Source organism: Streptomyces sp. NPDC002784, assembly GCF_053592135.1.
The window spans coordinates 60,018-76,654 of the sequence record NZ_JBSFVD010000003.1; the positions used below are offsets into that span (position 1 = coordinate 60,018).

At 73.8% G+C, this 16,637-nt stretch carries 16 protein-coding genes; 9 read left to right on the forward strand and 7 right to left on the reverse strand.

Annotation, left to right across the window (positions count from 1 at the left end; all coding sequences use genetic code 11):
• Positions 1-2: 2 nt before the first annotated feature.
• A complete protein-coding gene (locus ACWD1Z_RS07600) occupies positions 3-713 on the reverse strand; it encodes a glycoside hydrolase family 75 protein (RefSeq protein WP_451116431.1) in 711 nt (236 codons plus the stop codon).
• A 419-nt stretch (positions 714-1,132) separates the two neighbouring features.
• On the opposite strand from ACWD1Z_RS07600, the gene ACWD1Z_RS07605 reads away from it, so the two are divergent.
• The gene (locus ACWD1Z_RS07605) at positions 1,133-2,131 is read left to right on the forward strand and encodes a fibronectin type III domain-containing protein (RefSeq protein WP_451116433.1); all 999 of its coding nucleotides are present in this window, start codon (positions 1,133-1,135) and stop codon (positions 2,129-2,131) included.
• 293 nt (positions 2,132-2,424) lie between these two features.
• Positions 2,425-2,970: a hypothetical protein gene (locus tag ACWD1Z_RS07610; RefSeq protein ID WP_451116435.1), complete on the forward strand. Its 546-nt coding sequence runs from the start codon at positions 2,425-2,427 to the stop codon at positions 2,968-2,970.
• Here the strand turns inward: ACWD1Z_RS07610 and ACWD1Z_RS07615 are convergent.
• The 4 genes from ACWD1Z_RS07615 to ACWD1Z_RS07630 form a co-directional block, all read right to left on the reverse strand.
• Positions 2,958-3,515, reverse strand: coding sequence for a PadR family transcriptional regulator (locus ACWD1Z_RS07615; protein WP_451116437.1), 558 nt, complete (start codon positions 3,513-3,515; stop codon positions 2,958-2,960). The genes ACWD1Z_RS07610 and ACWD1Z_RS07615 overlap by 13 nt on opposite strands.
• Before the next feature lie 62 nt (positions 3,516-3,577).
• The gene (locus ACWD1Z_RS07620; RefSeq protein ID WP_451116439.1) at positions 3,578-5,593 is read right to left on the reverse strand and encodes an FAD-dependent oxidoreductase; all 2,016 of its coding nucleotides are present in this window, start codon (positions 5,591-5,593) and stop codon (positions 3,578-3,580) included.
• An 89-nt stretch (positions 5,594-5,682) separates the two neighbouring features.
• Positions 5,683-6,057: a hypothetical protein gene (locus ACWD1Z_RS07625; protein WP_451116440.1), complete on the reverse strand. Its 375-nt coding sequence runs from the start codon at positions 6,055-6,057 to the stop codon at positions 5,683-5,685.
• Positions 6,058-6,172: 115 nt separating this feature from the next.
• Positions 6,173-7,048, reverse strand: a complete 876-nt coding sequence (locus ACWD1Z_RS07630) for a hypothetical protein (RefSeq protein ID WP_451116442.1) — start codon at positions 7,046-7,048, stop codon at positions 6,173-6,175.
• Between the two features lie 1,016 nt (positions 7,049-8,064).
• On the opposite strand from ACWD1Z_RS07630, the gene ACWD1Z_RS07635 reads away from it, so the two are divergent.
• The gene (locus tag ACWD1Z_RS07635; RefSeq protein WP_451117121.1) at positions 8,065-10,089 is read left to right on the forward strand and encodes a SpoIIE family protein phosphatase; all 2,025 of its coding nucleotides are present in this window, start codon (positions 8,065-8,067) and stop codon (positions 10,087-10,089) included.
• A 212-nt stretch (positions 10,090-10,301) separates the two neighbouring features.
• Here ACWD1Z_RS07635 and ACWD1Z_RS07640 read toward each other — a convergent pair whose 3' ends face one another.
• A complete protein-coding gene (locus tag ACWD1Z_RS07640) occupies positions 10,302-11,084 on the reverse strand; it encodes a putative protein N(5)-glutamine methyltransferase (RefSeq protein ID WP_451116444.1) in 783 nt (260 codons plus the stop codon).
• 202 nt (positions 11,085-11,286) lie between these two features.
• Between ACWD1Z_RS07640 and ACWD1Z_RS07645 the strand changes: the two genes are divergently transcribed.
• On the forward strand, positions 11,287-11,715 hold the full coding sequence (locus ACWD1Z_RS07645) for a MarR family winged helix-turn-helix transcriptional regulator (protein WP_451116445.1): 429 nt from the start codon (positions 11,287-11,289) through the stop codon (positions 11,713-11,715).
• On the opposite strand, the gene ACWD1Z_RS07650 is transcribed toward ACWD1Z_RS07645, so the two are convergent.
• Complete coding sequence (locus ACWD1Z_RS07650) at positions 11,712-12,422, reverse strand: GNAT family N-acetyltransferase (RefSeq protein WP_451116446.1); 711 nt, start codon at positions 12,420-12,422, stop codon at positions 11,712-11,714. The genes ACWD1Z_RS07645 and ACWD1Z_RS07650 overlap by 4 nt on opposite strands.
• Positions 12,423-12,558: 136 nt before the next feature.
• Between ACWD1Z_RS07650 and ACWD1Z_RS07655 the strand changes: the two genes are divergently transcribed.
• The 5 genes from ACWD1Z_RS07655 (at position 12,559) to ACWD1Z_RS07675 (ending at position 16,628) form a co-directional block, all read left to right on the forward strand.
• A complete protein-coding gene (locus ACWD1Z_RS07655; RefSeq protein WP_451116448.1) occupies positions 12,559-13,164 on the forward strand; it encodes a sulfite oxidase-like oxidoreductase in 606 nt (201 codons plus the stop codon).
• Positions 13,157-13,912, forward strand: a complete 756-nt coding sequence (locus ACWD1Z_RS07660; RefSeq protein WP_451116450.1) for a ferredoxin reductase — start codon at positions 13,157-13,159, stop codon at positions 13,910-13,912. Before ACWD1Z_RS07655 ends, ACWD1Z_RS07660 begins: the two co-directional genes overlap by 8 nt.
• A 32-nt stretch (positions 13,913-13,944) precedes the next feature.
• On the forward strand, positions 13,945-14,529 hold the full coding sequence (locus tag ACWD1Z_RS07665; RefSeq protein ID WP_451116452.1) for an Rv1733c family protein: 585 nt from the start codon (positions 13,945-13,947) through the stop codon (positions 14,527-14,529).
• Between the two features lie 252 nt (positions 14,530-14,781).
• The gene (locus ACWD1Z_RS07670) at positions 14,782-15,750 is read left to right on the forward strand and encodes an acetylxylan esterase (protein ID WP_451116453.1); all 969 of its coding nucleotides are present in this window, start codon (positions 14,782-14,784) and stop codon (positions 15,748-15,750) included.
• Positions 15,751-15,884: 134 nt separating this feature from the next.
• On the forward strand, positions 15,885-16,628 hold the full coding sequence (locus ACWD1Z_RS07675; protein ID WP_451116455.1) for a GntR family transcriptional regulator: 744 nt from the start codon (positions 15,885-15,887) through the stop codon (positions 16,626-16,628).
• Positions 16,629-16,637 lie beyond the last annotated feature (9 nt).

The window sequence follows — 16,637 nt, forward strand, 5'->3', positions numbered from 1 at the left end:
GGTCAGCCGCCGCGCGCGAACGTGCGCGCCAGCCGCTCCCCCACCGTCACGGCGGCCTCGTGGTCCTCGATCGGGTCCACCCGGGTGTCCTTGAAGAGGATGTAGGTGACCTCGGAGTCCGTGCCGCCGCCGTGCGGGTCGGCGGGGATGCCGAGGGCCTCGGCGGCGGCGTAGGACGCCTCGCCGATGATGTCGCGGGGCCCCACGTCGCCGACGACCGCGTACCGCACACGGTCCCGGTGCACGAGGGCGACCACCGAGCCGCCGCGGATCCCGTGGTCCCGGTAGTCCCAGATGCGGCTCGGCGTGGGCACGACGACGTACGGGAGGCGTTCGGCGTCCAGGTAGCGGCCGTCGGACTGGGTGAAGGCGGTGGCGTCACTGAACCAGGGGTCGGTGCGGCCGTTGCAGCGGGGGCCCGGGCGGCCGTCGCAGTCGATGTCCAGGTCGGCCTTCCAGAAGACGGCGTCCGGGGTTCCGCAGACGGGGACCGTCGGGGAGCGGCCGTCGTCCGTGCGGTAGCGACCGCGGGAGATCTGGGCGCAGCGGCGCGTCTGGGCCAGCAGTTCGGCGGCGCGGACGTCGCCCTGGGGCCCCATCGCGGGCCGCACCGCCGACCTCTCCTCGGCGCGCGGCGGGGCGGTGGTGGGCGAGGTGGTCGGGGCGAGCAGGGCGGCGCTTGCCGCGACCAGCGTCAGCGACTGGACAGGCATGGATAAGGGACCCTCTCCGGGGGGACACTGACGGACACTCAGCCCAATCTGGTACCTGGCCGATCAAGAGGCCACCATTCGAGGGCCAGACGGGGTGCCCCGGCGCGTCCTTCCGCGACGGGTGGACCGAATCTCCGGCAGCGGCCGGGAGTCTGAGCCGGTGTCGGCCCGTCCTCCCGGCCGCGCACGGCCGGCGCGGCATCAGCGACGACAGCGGTCCGCGCCCCCGGCGTGAACTCCCGATTCCCCCGGGGGAGTCCAACCGTCGAGGGGCCAGCATACGTAACCGCCGCGAACGGTCACCCCCCACCGCCCTCTTGATGTGATCGCGTCAGTCGCGCCATATTGGTCCGGACCATTGCCGTGCCGGTGCCGGGAGTGCCGCCGCGGCCCCGGTTCCCCCCACGGGAGGCTCAGCCGTGCGACGCGTTCCGGTCCCCGCCCGCCCGCACCGACTCGCCCTGCTCTGCGGCGCCCTCGCCCTGGTCGCCTCCTGCGGCGGGCAGGGGCAGGCCGAGCAGGTCCCGCTGCCCGGCGCGCCGAGGGGCGTCACGGCCGAGGCGGGCAGCGCGACCAGCGTGCACGTGATGTGGAACGCGGTGGCGGTGAGCCAGGGCATCGACGGTTACGAGGTGTATCGCGGCCCCACAAAGGTCAAGGACGTGCCGGGTGACGCACACATGGTGGACGTCACCCGGCTCCGCCCGTCCACCACCTACACCTTCACCGTGCGGGCCCGCGACACCGACGGCCGCCTCGGACCGCCCAGCGAGAAGGTCCGCGCGACGACACCCGCCTCAGCCGCCGCGGACCGCGCGGCCCCGAGCGCGCCGGGCGCCCTCCGGGGCCGCGCGGTGGGCAGCCGGGCCGTCCAGTTGTCCTGGTCCCCGGCGAAGGACGACCGGGGGGTGGTGTCGTACGACATCCATCAGGGCGATACGAAGATCCACAGTGTGGGCGGGAACCAGCTGGCGGCCGTGGTGACCGGACTGCGGCCGGGCACCCGCTACACCTTCACCGTCCGCGCCCGGGACGCCGCCGACAACCGCTCCGCGCCGGGCACGCCGGTCCGCCTGACCACCCCCGGCACCGACGACGGCCGCGGCACCGCACCGTCCGGCTTCCGCGCCACGAGCCACCGCGACCAGGAGGACGGGGCCTACTACATCGACCTGAGCTGGGTCCCGCCGCGCGCCGACGGCCGGATCACGGAGTATCAGGTGCACCTGGACGGCAAGCCCGCCACCTCGGTGGTCTTCGGCGGCGACGAACCGCTCGAGAAGGCCACGTACAGCTTCTACGCGGGCGAGGAGGCGGGCGCGCGCCACCGGGTCCGGCTGCGGGCGCGGCTGCCCGACGGGACGTGGGGCGGCTTCTCGGCCGAACGCACGGTCACCACGGGCGACGCGGCACGGTGAGACGCGGCACGATGAGCAAGGCCCGGCCATGGGCCGGACCCGGCACGGTGGGCAAGGCCGCGCCATGGGCCGGACCCGGCAGGGTCAGCAAGGCCGCGCCATGGCCCGGACCCGGCACGGTCAGCAAGGCCCCGCCATGGGCCGGACGGTGGACCGCGTCACCTGCCCGGGTGCCGTCCGCATGCGCGCCGGGCCGAGGGGACGTTGGCTGACCCCGAGGCAGCACGGGCCTTTCCCGACCCTCGGCGGCGCAAGGGATGTACCGCCAACCGTGCCGCTGGAGGGCAGTCCACATGCGCAACTCATCGCCCATTGTCCGCTCGGGGCTGACCGTGGCGGCCGTCGCCGCGCTTCCGCTCGCCCTGACCGCCCCGACGGCCGGCGCGCAGTCCGGGATCTCCGTGAGCACCAGCGGCAACACGGTCTCGGTCACCACCAGCGCGTGCAGCCAGACCAGCTCCACCGGCAGCTGGGGCACCGCCTCGCTGCTCACCAGCAGCCAGGCCAACTTCGCCCAGGGCCGCCAGGTGGCGCTCTCGGGCACGACCAGCCAGCAGTCGGCGGCCTGGTCGAGCGTCAGCCCGGGCACGTACACCGTCGTGGTGCAGTGCACGTTCAACAACCAGACCGCGGGCACCCAGGCCGTCGTCGTCTCCTCGGCCCCCACGCCCACCGTCTCCGCGACGGCCTCCCCGTCCCGCGGGGTCATGGGCGGCGTGGGCGGCGGCACCAAGGACTACGGCACGCTGACCCTCGCCGCGGGCGGCGGACTGCTGGCGATCGGCGCCGCGGCGACCGTCTGGTTCCTGCGCCGCCGCTCCAAGCCCTACCGGCTCTGAGGCTCGGCGCCGGACAGCTCGGCGAACTCCTCCAGCGCGTGGGTGAGCCACTGGGTCCAGAAGGTCTCCAGATCGATGCCCGCCCGCAGCACCAGATGGCGCAGCCGGTCCTCGGGGCCGTCCTTGCCGGGCGGGAAGTCGCGCTCCTCGATCTCCCGGTACTCGGCCAGCTGCCGGGTGTGCAGGTCGAGATGACGGCGCAGATCGGCCGCGATGCCCTCGGTGCCGACCACGGCCGCCGCGCGCAGCCGCAGCAGCAGCGTGTCCCGCAGCGGCTTGGGGTCCTGGGGGGCGGCGCTCCAGCGGGCCAGCTCGGCGCGGCCCGCCGGCAGGACCTCGTAACTCTTCTTCTGGCCGCGGACGGGCTGCTCGGACGCGAGCGCGCGGATCAGCCCGTCCGCCTCCAGCTTTCCCAGCTCGCGATAGATCTGCTGATGCGTCGCCGACCAGAAGTAGCCGATCGACTTGTCGAAGCGACGGGTCAGCTCCAGCCCCGAGGACGGCTTTTCCAGCAGGGCGGTGAGGATCGCGTGCGGGAGTGACATGACGTCATCCTAGGGACGGCCCGGGACGGCCCGGGACGGCCCGGGACGGCCCGGGACGGCCCCTACAGGGCCGCCGCGACCTCCGTGCCCTGCTTGATGGCCCGCTTGGCGTCGAGTTCCGCGGCCACGTCCGCGCCGCCGATCAGGTGCGCGCTGCGGCCCGCGGCCACCAGCTCCCGGTACAGGTCGCGGCGCGGCTCCTGGCCGGTGCACAGGACGATGGTGTCGACCTCCAGGACCGTGCTCTCCTCGCCCACGGTGACATGCAGCCCGGCGTCGTCGATCCGGTCGTAGCGCACGCCCGGGACCATGCGCACGCCGCGGTGCTTGAGCTCGGTGCGGTGGATCCAGCCGGTGGTCTTGCCGAGGCCCGCGCCGACCTTGGTGGTCTTGCGCTGGAGCAGGTGGACGGTGCGCGGCGGGGCGGGCCGCTCGGGCGCCGCCAGCCCGCCGGGGCCGTCGTACGCCGTGTCGACGCCCCAGTGGCGGAAGTACGTCTCGGGGTCCTCGCTCGCCTTGTCGCCGCCGTCGGTGAGGAACTCGGCGACATCGAAGCCGATGCCGCCCGCGCCGAGGATCGCGACCCGCTCGCCGACGGGCACCCGGTCGCGCAGGACGTCGAGGTAGCCGACGACGCTGGGGTGGTCGACGCCGGGGATGTCCGGGGTGCGCGGGGTGACGCCGGTGGCGACGACGACCTCGTCGTAGCCCTCCAGGTCGGTGGCCTCGACGGGCGTGTTCAGGCGTACGTCGACACCCCGCGCGTCGAGCTGGTGGCGGAAGTAGCGCAGGGTCTCGTCGAACTCCTGCTTGCCGGGGACCTGGCGGGCGACGTTGAGCTGGCCGCCGATCTCGCTGCCGGCGTCGTACAGGGTGACCTCGTGGCCGCGTTCGGCGGCCGAGACCGCGCAGGCGAGACCGGCCGGGCCCGCGCCGACGACCGCGACCCGCTTGCGCAGCCGGGTCGGCGCCAGGACCAGCTCCGTCTCGTGGCAGGCGCGCGGGTTGACCAGGCAGGAGGTGATCTTGCCGCTGAAGGTGTGGTCGAGGCAGGCCTGGTTGCAGCCGATGCAGGTGTTGATGGCCTCGGGCCGGCCCTCGGCGGCCTTGTTCACGAACTCCGGGTCGGCGAGCATCGGGCGGGCCATGGAGACCATGTCCGCGTATCCCCCGGCGAGCAGTTCCTCGGCGAGTTCGGGGGTGTTGATGCGGTTGGTGGTGACCAGCGGGACCGACACCTCGCCCATCAGCCGCTTGGTGACCCAGGTGTACGCGCCGCGCGGCACGGAGGTGGCGATGGTGGGGATGCGGGCCTCGTGCCAGCCGATGCCGGTGTTGATGAGGGTCGCCCCGGCGGCCTCCACGGCCTGGGCGAGGGTGATCACCTCGTCCAGCGTGGAGCCGCCCGGGATCAGGTCCAGCATGGAGAGCCGGTAGACGATGATGAAGTCCTCGCCGACGGCCTCGCGGACCCGGCGCACGATCTCGACCGGGAAGCGCATGCGGTTCTCGTACGAGCCGCCCCAGCGGTCGGTGCGGTGGTTGGTCGGGGCGGCGATGAACTCGTTGATGAGGTAGCCCTCGGAGCCCATGATCTCGACGCCGTCATAGCCCGCCCGCCGGGCGAGCCGGGCGGTGCGGGCGTAGTCCTCGATGGTCCGCTCGATGTCGGCGTCGGTGAGCTCGCGCGGCGGGAAGGGGCTGATCGGGGCCTGCAGCGGGCTCGGCGCGACCAGGTCCTGGTGGTAGGCGTAGCGGCCGAAGTGCAGGATCTGCAGCGCGATCCGGCCGCCCTCGCGGTGCACGGCGTCGGTGATCCGCCGGTGCTGCTCGGCCTCCGCCTCGGTGGTGAGCTTCGCGCCGCCCTCGTAGGGGCGGCCCTCGTCGTTGGGCGCGATACCGCCGGTGACGATCAGGCCGACGCCGCCGCGCGCCCGCTCCGCGTAGAAGGCGGCCATCCGCTCGAAGCCGTGCTCGGCCTCTTCCAGACCCACGTGCATGGAGCCCATGAGGACCCGGTTGGGCAGCGTGGTGAAGCCCAGGTCGAGCGGGTTCAACAGATGCGGGTAACGGCTCATCGGGCCCCTCCGTGCGCGGCGTCGTCACCCCTGTTGTAGAGGACCGCGCACGGCTTATGCAACTAGTTGCACAATAGAAGAGATCCAGGTCACCGACTTTCCAGTCGTACGTGCAGCTCGCGCTCCTGATCACCGGAGGAGGTGCTGAGGTCATGCACCGTGAACAGGTCGTCCAAGGTGCTGCGGAAGCGCTCGATCGCCCAGTAGCCGCCCTGCACATCGGCCTCCACGGACGAGGACAGCCGCCCGTCGGGCCGCCGCTCGGCCGGGCGCGGGTCGGAGACGTCGAACGTGCCCAGCCACACCGTCGGCCGGGACTCGTGCCAGTCCTGCGGTACGTCGTCGGAGCACCGGTCCGATTCGAAGTGCGCGCACAGGGCGTCGAACACGATCCGGGCATCCTCCCTGCTGCATCCGCTCAGTTCCACGGAGACGGATTCCGGGTGCTGTCGCTCAGTGTCCATCGTGGTCACTCCTCTCGAGGCCGTGCAGCGTCACAGCGCGGGTTCCCCCGCGACACCGTGTCGCACTCCCAGATAAGCACCACATTCCGGGACGCACAGCCCCGAGAGGCCCGGCTCAGCCTCGGGTGAAGCGGTAGGTCTTGCTGTCGGTCAGGATGCAGAAGCCCGGCGACAGGACGATCACCCGCAGGGTGCCGGTACGGCGGTCGTAGTCGACGCCCTCCGTCTCGAAGGTGCCCGAGCAGCGGCTGCGCAGGGGGAGCTGGCGCAGGGCGGTGACCTGGCCGGTGACGTCGGTACTGCCCGGCTGGGCGGACAGGTCGATCCGGAGCAGCGGCTTGGTCATGCCGAACAGGGTCCCGGCCGGGTCGTCCGAGGAGCACAGCAGGGTGGCCGGACCGGAGAAGTCGCAGCCCTGCACGTCCCGTACGGCGCGGTCGAGGCGGACGGTGGAGGCCAGCGGGAGGTCGGCCGACGGGGAGGTGCCCGGGTTGGCGCCCGGGGTCGGGAAGACGAGCAGCCGGTTCATGGTGCCGTACTCGCCGGCCAGCATCCACTGGCCGGAGGGCGCGACGGCGACCCAGGAGTTGTTCAGCGCCTCTCCGGGGCCGAGCGTGTGCACGTACTCCGACCAGGCGCCGCCGGGCGCCTGCACCCGGAACATCTTCGCGGTGCCGGAGTCGGCCTGGTACGGCTCGATGTAGTAGCCGTCGTAGGTGGCGTCCGGGTCACCGACGTGGTTCCAGCCCCGGCTGCTCACGCCCAGGGGGATGGTGCCGATGCCGGTGTAGCGGTTGGGGCTGCCGGCCGGGACCTCCACGGAGGCCAGGCCCTGGCTCTCGGTCAGCGGGTTGGCGCGGTCGGAGCCGACCTCGGTCCAGGTCTCGGCGGCGGAGGCGGGCGGGGCGGCGGACAGGACGGCGGCGGCACTGGCGAGGGCGACGAGTCCGGTCAGGACGGCGTGACAACGTTGCCGGGCGCGCAGGGGCATGGGCCGACTCCTCGATCGGGGGGGTGGGGTGCGGGTGCTCGGCGGACAGTGTGGCGCGCCGGGATGGTCATGTACAGACCAATAGTGGAACTCCAGTGGTCGTCTTCGTGGCGCTTGCCCGGACGTCCGGCCTCGTGTTGAGGGATGGTGGAGGTGAGCGACGCGAGAGGTCGCGGAGACGGTTGAGCGCGGTACAACTGGGGGAGTCGGCACGGGGGCGGCGTGCCGCGTGAAAATGGGCGAAGGCGGTGCGTGGGATGACTGCAGCCGGATCTCCCGTGGCCCGGGACGACGAACCGCCACCGGGCGAGGAGCCCACGCGCGCCACGGTGCCCCTGGCAGAGGGTGACGAGCCGGTGCGGGGCCCTACGCCGCCCCTGGCAGAGGGTGACGAGCCCGTACGTGCCTCCGCGCAACCGGCGGCCGGGAGCGACGAACCGGTACCGGATAACGAGCCGGCGCGCGCCGCCACGCGACCCACGGACCGCGGCGACGAGCCGGTACCGGGCGACCAGCCCGCGCACGCCCCCACGCCACCCCCGGCCGGAGGCGACCAGCCCGCGCACGCCCCCACGCCACCCCCCGCCCGAGGCGACCAGCCCGCGCACGTCCCCACGCCACCCCCGGCCGGAGGCGACGAACCCGTACGCGCCCCCAAGCCACCCACGGCCGGGAGCGACGAACCGGTACCGGATAACGAGCCGGCGCGCGCCGCCACGCGACCCACGAACCGCGGCGACGAACCGGTAGCGGGCAACCAGCCCGCGCACGCCCCCACGCCACCCCTGACCGGAGGCGACGAGCCCGTACAGACCCCTACGCCACCCCACGCCGGAGGCGACGAGCCCATACGCGCCCCCACGCCACCCCCCGCCCGGGGCGACCAGCCCGCGCACGCCGCCGGGCCACCCCCGGCCCCGGGCCACCGGCCGGGGGCGGGCGGCGCGCCCGTGCGCGCCGCCGCGTCCGGGTCGCTGCCCGCTCCCCCGGTCGGCGACGAACCGGTGCGGGGGCCCGTGCGGCCCACCGGGCTGCTCGATGTGCTGGGCGTGGCCTCCGTCGTCCTGGACACCGACGGCCGGATCGTGCTGTGGAGTCCCCAGGCCGAGCAGCTCTTCGGCTACTCCGCCCAGGAGGCGCTGGGCCGGTCCGCCGCCCGGCTGATGATCCACGAACAGCACTACGACCTGGTGGTGAAGCTGTTCGCCGATGTGCTGGAGACCGGCGAGAGCTGGGCCGGGGCCTTTCCGATCCGGCACAAGGACGGCAGCACCCGGCTGGTGGAGTTCCGCAACCAGCGGCTGCTGGACGACCTGGGCGACGTGTACGCGCTCGGTCTGGCCGCCGACCAGTCGACCGTGCGGCGACTGGAGCGGGACGTGGCGCTGTCCACCCGGATGGTGGCGCAGTCGCCGACCGGTCTCGCCGTCCTCGACACCGACCTGCGGTTCGTCTCCGTCAACCCCGCGCTGGAGCGGATCAACGGCATGCCGGCCGAGGCGCATCTGGGCCGTACCGTCCCCGAGGTCCTGCCCGACCTGGACACCGACGCCCTGGAGTCCGCGGTGCGGCGGGTGCTGGACAGCGGCGCGGCGCTGGTCGACCAGGCCCTCGTAGGACGCACTCCGGCCGATCCGGACGAGGAGCACGCCTGGTCGGTGTCGCTGTACCGGCTGGAGGACACGCTCGGCACCGTGCTGGGCGTGACCTGCATGGTCGTGGACATCACCGAGCAGCACCGCGCGCAGACCGAGGCCGAGGCGGCACGCCGGCGCCTCGCGGTGATCGCCGACGCGTCCACCCGTATCGGCACCACCCTCGACCTGGACCGCACGGCACGCGAACTGGCCGATGTCGCCGTCCCCGAACTCGCCGACATCGCGGCCGTGGACCTGCTGGAGGCGGTGGTGGAGGGCAGACGCAGCATCCTCGGCCCCACCGAACCGGCCGTGATCCGCGCCCTGGCCGTCCAGGCGGAGCATCCGTCGGAGGCACTCGACGCCGCCGATCCGCCCGGGCAGATCGCGCGGTACGCACCCGACCGGCTGGTCACCGAGTGCGTGCGCACCGGCAGCCCGGTGCTGCTGGCCGGGGTCGAGCCCGCGGACCTGCCCAGGATCGCCCGTTCCCCCGAGGCCGCCGAGCAGCTGGCCCGCGCGGGGGTGCACTCCTATCTGGCCGTGCCGCTGATCGCCCGCGGCGAGGTGCTGGGCGCCCTCGACCTGAAGCGGATGACCAACCCCCTGCCCTTCGGGGACGACGACCTGCTGCTGGCCCGGGAGTTGGCGGCCCGCGCGGCCGTACAGATCGACAACGCCCGCTGGTACCAGAACGCCCGCAACACCGCCCTCACCCTCCAGCGCAGTCTGCTGCCGAGCCATCCGCCGATGACGGGCGGTCTGGAGGTGGCCTCCCGCTACCAGCCCGCGGGCGCCACGGCGGAGGTCGGCGGCGACTGGTTCGACGTGATCCCGCTGGACGGCGGCAAGACCGCGCTGGTCGTCGGTGACGTGATGGGCAGCGGGGTGAACGCCGCCGCGACCATGGGCCGGCTGCGGACCGCGACCAACACCCTGGCCTCCCTCGACCTCGACCCGGCCCGGCTGCTGGAACACCTGGACAGGACCACGGAGGGCCTGGACCACTCCATCGCCACCTGTGTGTACGCGGTCCACGACCCGCGGCTGCGGCAGTGCAGGATCGCCAACGCCGGGCACCTGCCACCGGTCCGCCTGCGCGAAGGCCACGCCCCGGAGCTGCTCGAACTCCCCACCGGGGCACCGCTGGGGGTGGGCGGAGTGGCCTTCTCCACCACCACCGTGTCGCTGGAGCCCGGCGACCGGCTGGTGTTCTACACCGACGGCCTCGTCGAGACCCGCCAACACCCGCTGGACGAACGCCTCGACGCCCTGCTGCGCCTCCTCGACGGCCCCGACCGCCCCCTGGAGGAGGTCTGCGACCTCCTGCTGCGCACACTGCACCAGCCCGACAACTCCGACGACGTCGCCCTGCTCATCGCGCGGGTGGCGACACCGGGTTAGGCCCCGGGCGGTGGCGGCGCTGCTACGACGGGCTGCGCGTCGGCGTCACCGGACGCGCCGGACCGCCCCGGTGAACGCACGGTCCGGCAGCGCGCACCCTGCACGGCGGGGCGACCGCCAGGGACCTGGACGACGCCGAGCGGCCCTGCAACGGCCGACGCCGCCGCCCCGGTCCCCCAGCGGCGCGACGACCACGCCACGGCCGCCTGCCCCTAGGGCACCGTGCCGAGCACGACCTGGGCGTACCGCTCCTCGCACACCGCCGGGCGGGCTGTCAGGCCGCCGCGGGTGAAGGCCCCGACGGCGGCCGCGGTCTGCCGCTCGCTCGTCTCGACGAGCAGGCAGCCGCCCGGCGCCAGCCAGCGCGCCGCCTCACCGGCGACCCTGCGCAGCAGGTCCAGGCCATCGGCGCCGCCGTCGAGGGCGGTCAGCGGCTCGTGGTCGCGTGCCTCGGCGGGCAGGAGGGCGACCTCGCCGGTGGGCACGTAGGGGACGTTGGCGGCGAGGATGTCGACACGGCCGCGCAGGGCCGGGGGCAGCGCCCCGAACAGGTCACCGGTGTGGACCCGACCGCCGTACGCGGCGACGTTGCGGCGGGCGCAGCGCACCGCGGCCGGGTCGATGTCGGCGGCGTGCAGGGCGACCGGGCCCAGCGCCGCGGCGAGCGCGGCCCCGACGGCGCCGGAGCCGCAGCACAGGTCCACCACCACACGGGCGGCCGGGACCTGGGCGAGGGCCTGCTCGACCAGGAACTCGGTACGGCGGCGGGGGACGAAGACCCCGGGTTCGACGGCGATGCGCAGTCCGCGGAACTCGGCCCAGCCGAGGACCAGTTCGAGGGGTTGGCCGGCCGCACGCCGGTCCACCAGGGCGGCGAGCTCGGGCCCGGAGCCGGCGGTGGTCAGCAGCAACCGTGCCTCGTCCTCGGCGAAGACACAGCCCGCGGCACGCAACGTGGCGACGACGGCGTCACGGGAGAGGGAAAGGGAAGACAAAGGGGGGCCTCTCGGAATCCGAAGGGCGCTCCTCGGGTCACCGGCGAACGGCGACGGCACCGACGCGCGGGGAGAGCACCCGACCTGACACTGCGGTAATGGGTCTCACCCCCTCGGTGCGACACGTCCGGGACGCTCCGCGGACGGCCGTCAGCCTACCCAGTGATCTCCGCCGATGTCTGCCGAGTTGTACTCTGCAACCATGAGTACGAGGGACGTGCCGGACCCGGCCGTGGAGACGATCCAGCGGGAGATGACGGCCTTCGCCCGCCGCGCCCGTGCCTCGGCGGGGCGCATGCATCCCGAGCTGTCGCTGGTCTCGTACACCCTGCTCGGGCATCTGGAGGAGAGCGGCGGCTGCCGGGCCACCGACCTCGCGGCGCACTACGCCCTGGACAAGTCCACCGTGAGCCGCCAGGTGGCCGCCCTGGAGCGCGACGGCCTCATCGGCCGCAGCCTCCACCCGGACGACCACCGGGTGCAGGTGCTGCACCTGACGGAGGCCGGGCGGCGGCTCCTCGCCCAGGTCACCGAGCGGCGGCGGACGGTCGTGCGGGAGCGGCTGGCCGACTGGCCGGACGAGGATCTGGAGCGGTTCGCCGGGTACCTGGTGCGCTACAACGCCGGTTAGGCCACCGGCTCCAGCAGGTCGTCCGGGACGCGGGTGCCGAGGAAGACGGTGCTGCGGCGCGGCCGGAAGCCCAGCGCCTCGTACAGCCGGATCGCGCCGGTGTTGTCCGCGGCCGCCTGCAGGAAGGGTGTCTCGCCGCGCTGCTGGATGCCGTGGGCGACGGCGAGCACCAGCCGTCCGGCCAGGCCCTGGCCCCGGACGGCGGGGTCGGTGCACACCGCGCTGATCTCCGTCCAGCCCGGCGGCCGCAGCCGCTCCCCCGCCATGGCGACCAGGGCACCGTCCCGGCGTATGCCGAGGTAGGTGCCGAGTTCGAGGGTGCGGGCCCGGAACGGTCCCGGGCGGGTGCGGGCGACCAGGTCGAGCATCTCGGGCACGTCGGCCGGGCCGAGGCGGACCGCCTCAGGGTCCGGTGCGCCGGCCACGTCCGGGCCGACGAGCTGCACGCCCTCGGCGCGGAAGACGGTCTCCCAGCCCTCGGGCGCCGGGCCCCGGAAGCCGATCAGCAGGGCCTCGTTGCCGGGACCGGCGAGCGCGGCGACGTCGGCCCAGTCGGCGGGCTCCGGATCGGCGGGAAGCGCCACCCAGGGCGCCACCTCGGCGGGGTAGCGCAGGACCCGGCCCCGCTGCTCGGCGAATCGGGCCTGCGGGCCGGTCAGCGCGGCCAGAGCCGGGTTGTCGAGGACCTGGTCGTACGCCTTGGACATCTCTTCCCTCTCTCCTTCGCCGCCACAGAAGCCAAGCAAGATCGGTGGGCGGCTGTTCCCGCCCGGTCGGACCAGTACGGTTGAATGAGCAACGTACTGATCACGGCCGTCACGGCGGTCTGGAGGCACCACCCGCATGAACGTCACCCGAGGCTTCACCGGACGCCCACGCGTCCCCGACCCCGGACTGCCACCCGGCCAGTACGACGCCGGCGACGACTGGCCCGTCCTGTCCGCCGAGGTCACGCCGGATCTCGCGCCCGGCGAGTGGACGTTCCGCGTCGACGGCCTGGTCGAGGAGCCCCGCGGCTGGACCTGGGACGAGGCGCACGCGCTGCCCGGATCGGTCTACGAGGGCGACATCCACTGCGTGACGAGCTGGTCGAAGTTCGGGGTGCGGTTCGGGGGCGTCTCCCTGGACGCCTTCCTCAGTGTGGTCCGGCCCCATGCCTCCGCCACCCATGCCGTGGCCTACTCACACACCGGGTACACCACGAACCTCCCGCTCGCGGACCTCACCGGCGGGCGCGCCTGGATCGCCTGGGAGTACGACGGCCGGCCGCTCGCCCCGGAGCACGGCGGCCCGGCGCGGCTGCTGGTGCCGCATCTGTATTTCTGGAAGAGCGCCAAGTGGATCGCGGGCCTGCGGATCCTCGACCACGACGAGCCGGGCTTCTGGGAGCAGAACGGCTACCACGAGCGGGGCAACCCGTGGGAGGAGCAGCGGTACTCCGGTGACTGAGACCTTCACTCCCCCGACCCGCTTCGCCGTGCCGGGACGTATCGCGGTGAGCCAGCAGACGGCGACGGTGTGGCAGAGCGCCACCATCGCCGAGATCCGGCGCGAGACCCCGCGTGCGGCCACCGTCCGGCTCGCGGTGCCCGCCTGGGCGGGGCATCTGCCCGGCCAGCACCTGATGCTGCGGCTGACCGCCGAGGACGGCTACGCGGCCCAGCGCCACTACTCGATCGCGTCCGCGCCCGACGACTCCGGGCACATCGAGCTGACCCTGGACCATGTCGAGGGCGGCGAGGTGTCCGGCTGGTTCCACACCGTCGCCCGGCCCGGCGACCGGGTCGAGGTGCGCGGACCGGTCAGCGGCTTCTTCGCCTGGCCCGGTGACCGGCCGGCGCTGCTGATCGGCGCCGGATCCGGGGTCGTCCCGCTGATGTCGATGGTCCGCCACCACCGGGCGCGCGGCCTGGACGTGCCGCTGCGGCTGCTGGTGTCGGCGCGCGGCCCCGAGGAGCTGATCTACGCGCGGGAGTACGGCGCGGAGACGACGATCGTGTTCACGCGCAGCGCGCCGGAGGGTGTGCCGGTCGGACGTGTGTCGGCCGCACATGTGGCGCCGCTCCTGGCCGAGCGGCCGCCGGGTGGGTGGGAGGCCTATGTGTGCGGCTCCAACGGGTTCGCCGAGCACGCCTCGCGGCTGCTCGTGGAGGCGGGCCAGCCGGTCGACCGGATCCGCATCGAGCGCTTCGGCTGACTTCCGCGCGCGTCGGCGGGTACCCGACCGGTGTGACGAGGACGCGAGCACCCGGCCGGCGCCGGCGGGACAACCCGCTGCGGCGCCGGTCCGATGTCAGGGAGGCGTGGGCGCTCCTGGTGGTGGCCGTCCTGCTGTTCCTGGCCGCGCCGTCGGCCGGGGTGGCGGCGGGCTGGTGGGCCCATGACGACGCCCGGGCCACGGCGGCGGCCCAGCGCGCCGACCGCCACCGGATCCGCGCGGAGGTGACCGGCGCGGCGGCGGGATCCCTCCCCACCGTGCAGAGCACCGAGCGCAAGCAACGGGTGACGGTGCGCTGGACGGACCTGGACGGCACGCGCCGCACGGACACGGCTCTGGTCCCGGCCGGCACCCACCGCGGTGAGCGGGTCGACGTGTGGCTCGACTCCGCGGGCCGCAGCGTCTCCCCGCCGACGACCGAGGCGACGGTCTGGCAGCACACCGTGACGATCGGCGTCTGCGCGACGGCCGGCGTGGCGGGCCTCGTCCTCCTCGGACACGCCCTGTTCCGCCGCGTCACGACCGCGCACCGGCTCGCGGAGTGGGAGCGGGAGTGGGCCCGCGTCGAGCCGCAGTGGAGCCGACGGGACGCCTGACGCGCGGTGATCGATCGTGCGGTGACCCGACCACCAGGGAGGGTGGGCCCGTCGCCGGCGATCTCCCACCCGGCCTGCCCGGCTGCCGGCTCTGCCTCACCGACCAGCACTTCTGCCCTGCGGCCGGGCCGCCGACCGGACTCGCCACGGCGTCGGCGCGGGACGCGGACCCCGGGATTGATCTGGCGAAAGGTCCGATCACCCCCGTACCGTGTGATCATCCGCAGGCCCTCCTCCCAAAGGCGGTCTTCCATGGCCCTGTTCGACCTTCCGCTCGACGAACTGCGGGAGTACCGCAGTGACTCCGTCGCGCCCGAGGACTTCGACTCCTTCTGGTCCAAGACGCTCCAGGAGGCCCGCGCACACGATCTGGACGCCCGCTTCGAGCCGGTCGACACGGGGCTGGCCACGGTGACGGTGTACGACGTGACGTTCGCCGGGTTCGGCGGTCATCCGGTGAAGGGCTGGCTGACCCTGCCCGCGGGGGCGGAGGAACCGGTGCCGCTGGTGGTGGAGTTCGTCGGGTACGGGGGCGGGCGCGGGCTGCCGCACGAGCATCTGCTGTGGGCGTCCACCGGGCGGGCGCACTTCGTGATGGACACCCGCGGCCAGGGCAGTGCCTGGGGCGGTGGCGGTGGTACGGCGGACCCGGTGGGCGGGGCGCCCGCCTACCCCGGCTTCATGACGCGCGGTGTCGACGCCCCCGAGAACTACTACTACCGGCGGGTGTTCACCGACGCGGTGCGAGCCGTGGAGGCGGCCCGTGCGCATCCGCTGACCGACGCCTCGCGGACCGTGGCGGTGGGCGCCAGCCAGGGTGGCGGGATCACGATCGCCGTGGGCGGTCTGGTGCCGGACCTGACGGCCGTCGCCCCGGACGTGCCGTTCCTGTGCGACTACCCGCGCGCGGCGACGCTGACCGACCGGCACCCGTACCGCGAGATCGGCCTCTACCTCAAGACGCACCGCGGCCGCGGCGAGGACGTGCTGCGCACGCTCTCCTACTTCGACAGCGTCCACTTCGCCGCCCGCGGCACGGCCCCCGCCCTGTTCTCGGCCGCCCTGGAGGACCAGACCTGCCCGCCTTCGACCGTCTTCGCGGCCTACAACGCCTGGGCGCACGACGACAAGGCGATCGAGGTGTACGAGTTCAACGACCACGAGGGCGGCGGGCCGTTCCACGAGGCGGTCAAGATGCGCTGGCTGCGGTCGTACGCCTGACGCGTGCGGTGATCCGTGGGCCGGTTTCGGCCGAACCGGCCCAACACCCTTCCCTAGTGGTTTAGACCAATGCTAATTCTGGTGGCGCAATGAGTCGACACGGCTACGGCACGTCACCAACAGGAGGGCGCGGCATGGCCCGCACCACCCCGCACGACCACTCGCTCACCGAGGCACAGCCCCTCTACTGGCGGATCGCGACGCAGTTGCTCGGCGAGCTGCGCGACGGCACGATCCCGCCCGGCGAACGGCTGCCGGGAGAGCGGCACTTGGCCCGGCACTTCGGGGTCAGCAGGGAGACCGTACGGCAGGCGCTGGAGGTGCTGCGACACGACGGCCTGGTCGCCACCGACCGGCGCGGCAGCCACGCCACGCTGCCCGGCCTGCCGGTCGAGAATCCCGCGGCGCTCACCTTCCCGGTCGGCGCCCGGGCGGCCGATCCGGGCGCCGTCGACCGGGCGACGGTGGCGTGGGAGACGCCCCCGCCGGGTCACGCCGAGGCCCTGGGCCTGGCCCCGCACCGCCGGACCCTCGTGCACCGCTACGAGTCCGCGGGCGCCGACGGAGGCAGTCGCCGCATGGCCGTCACGTCCTTCTCCGACGTGGCCGTGGCCGAGGTGGCGGAGCTGGCCCGCTACCGGGACCGCGCCGACGGCTCCACCTCGGCCCAACTGCACCGCGCCTACGACTGGATGCGCAAGGCGGGCCTGGACCTTCATCACCGGGACTCCATCACCCCGCTCGCGGGCGCGGCGTCGGTACGGGTCACGCGACGCGTGCACGACCAGTACGCCCGTCCGCTGGAGATCACCGAACTGGTCGTGGACGCCCGACAGGACGCGCTGGTCTACGAGTTCACGCTGCCGGCGGCCGTCTGAGCGGGGCTA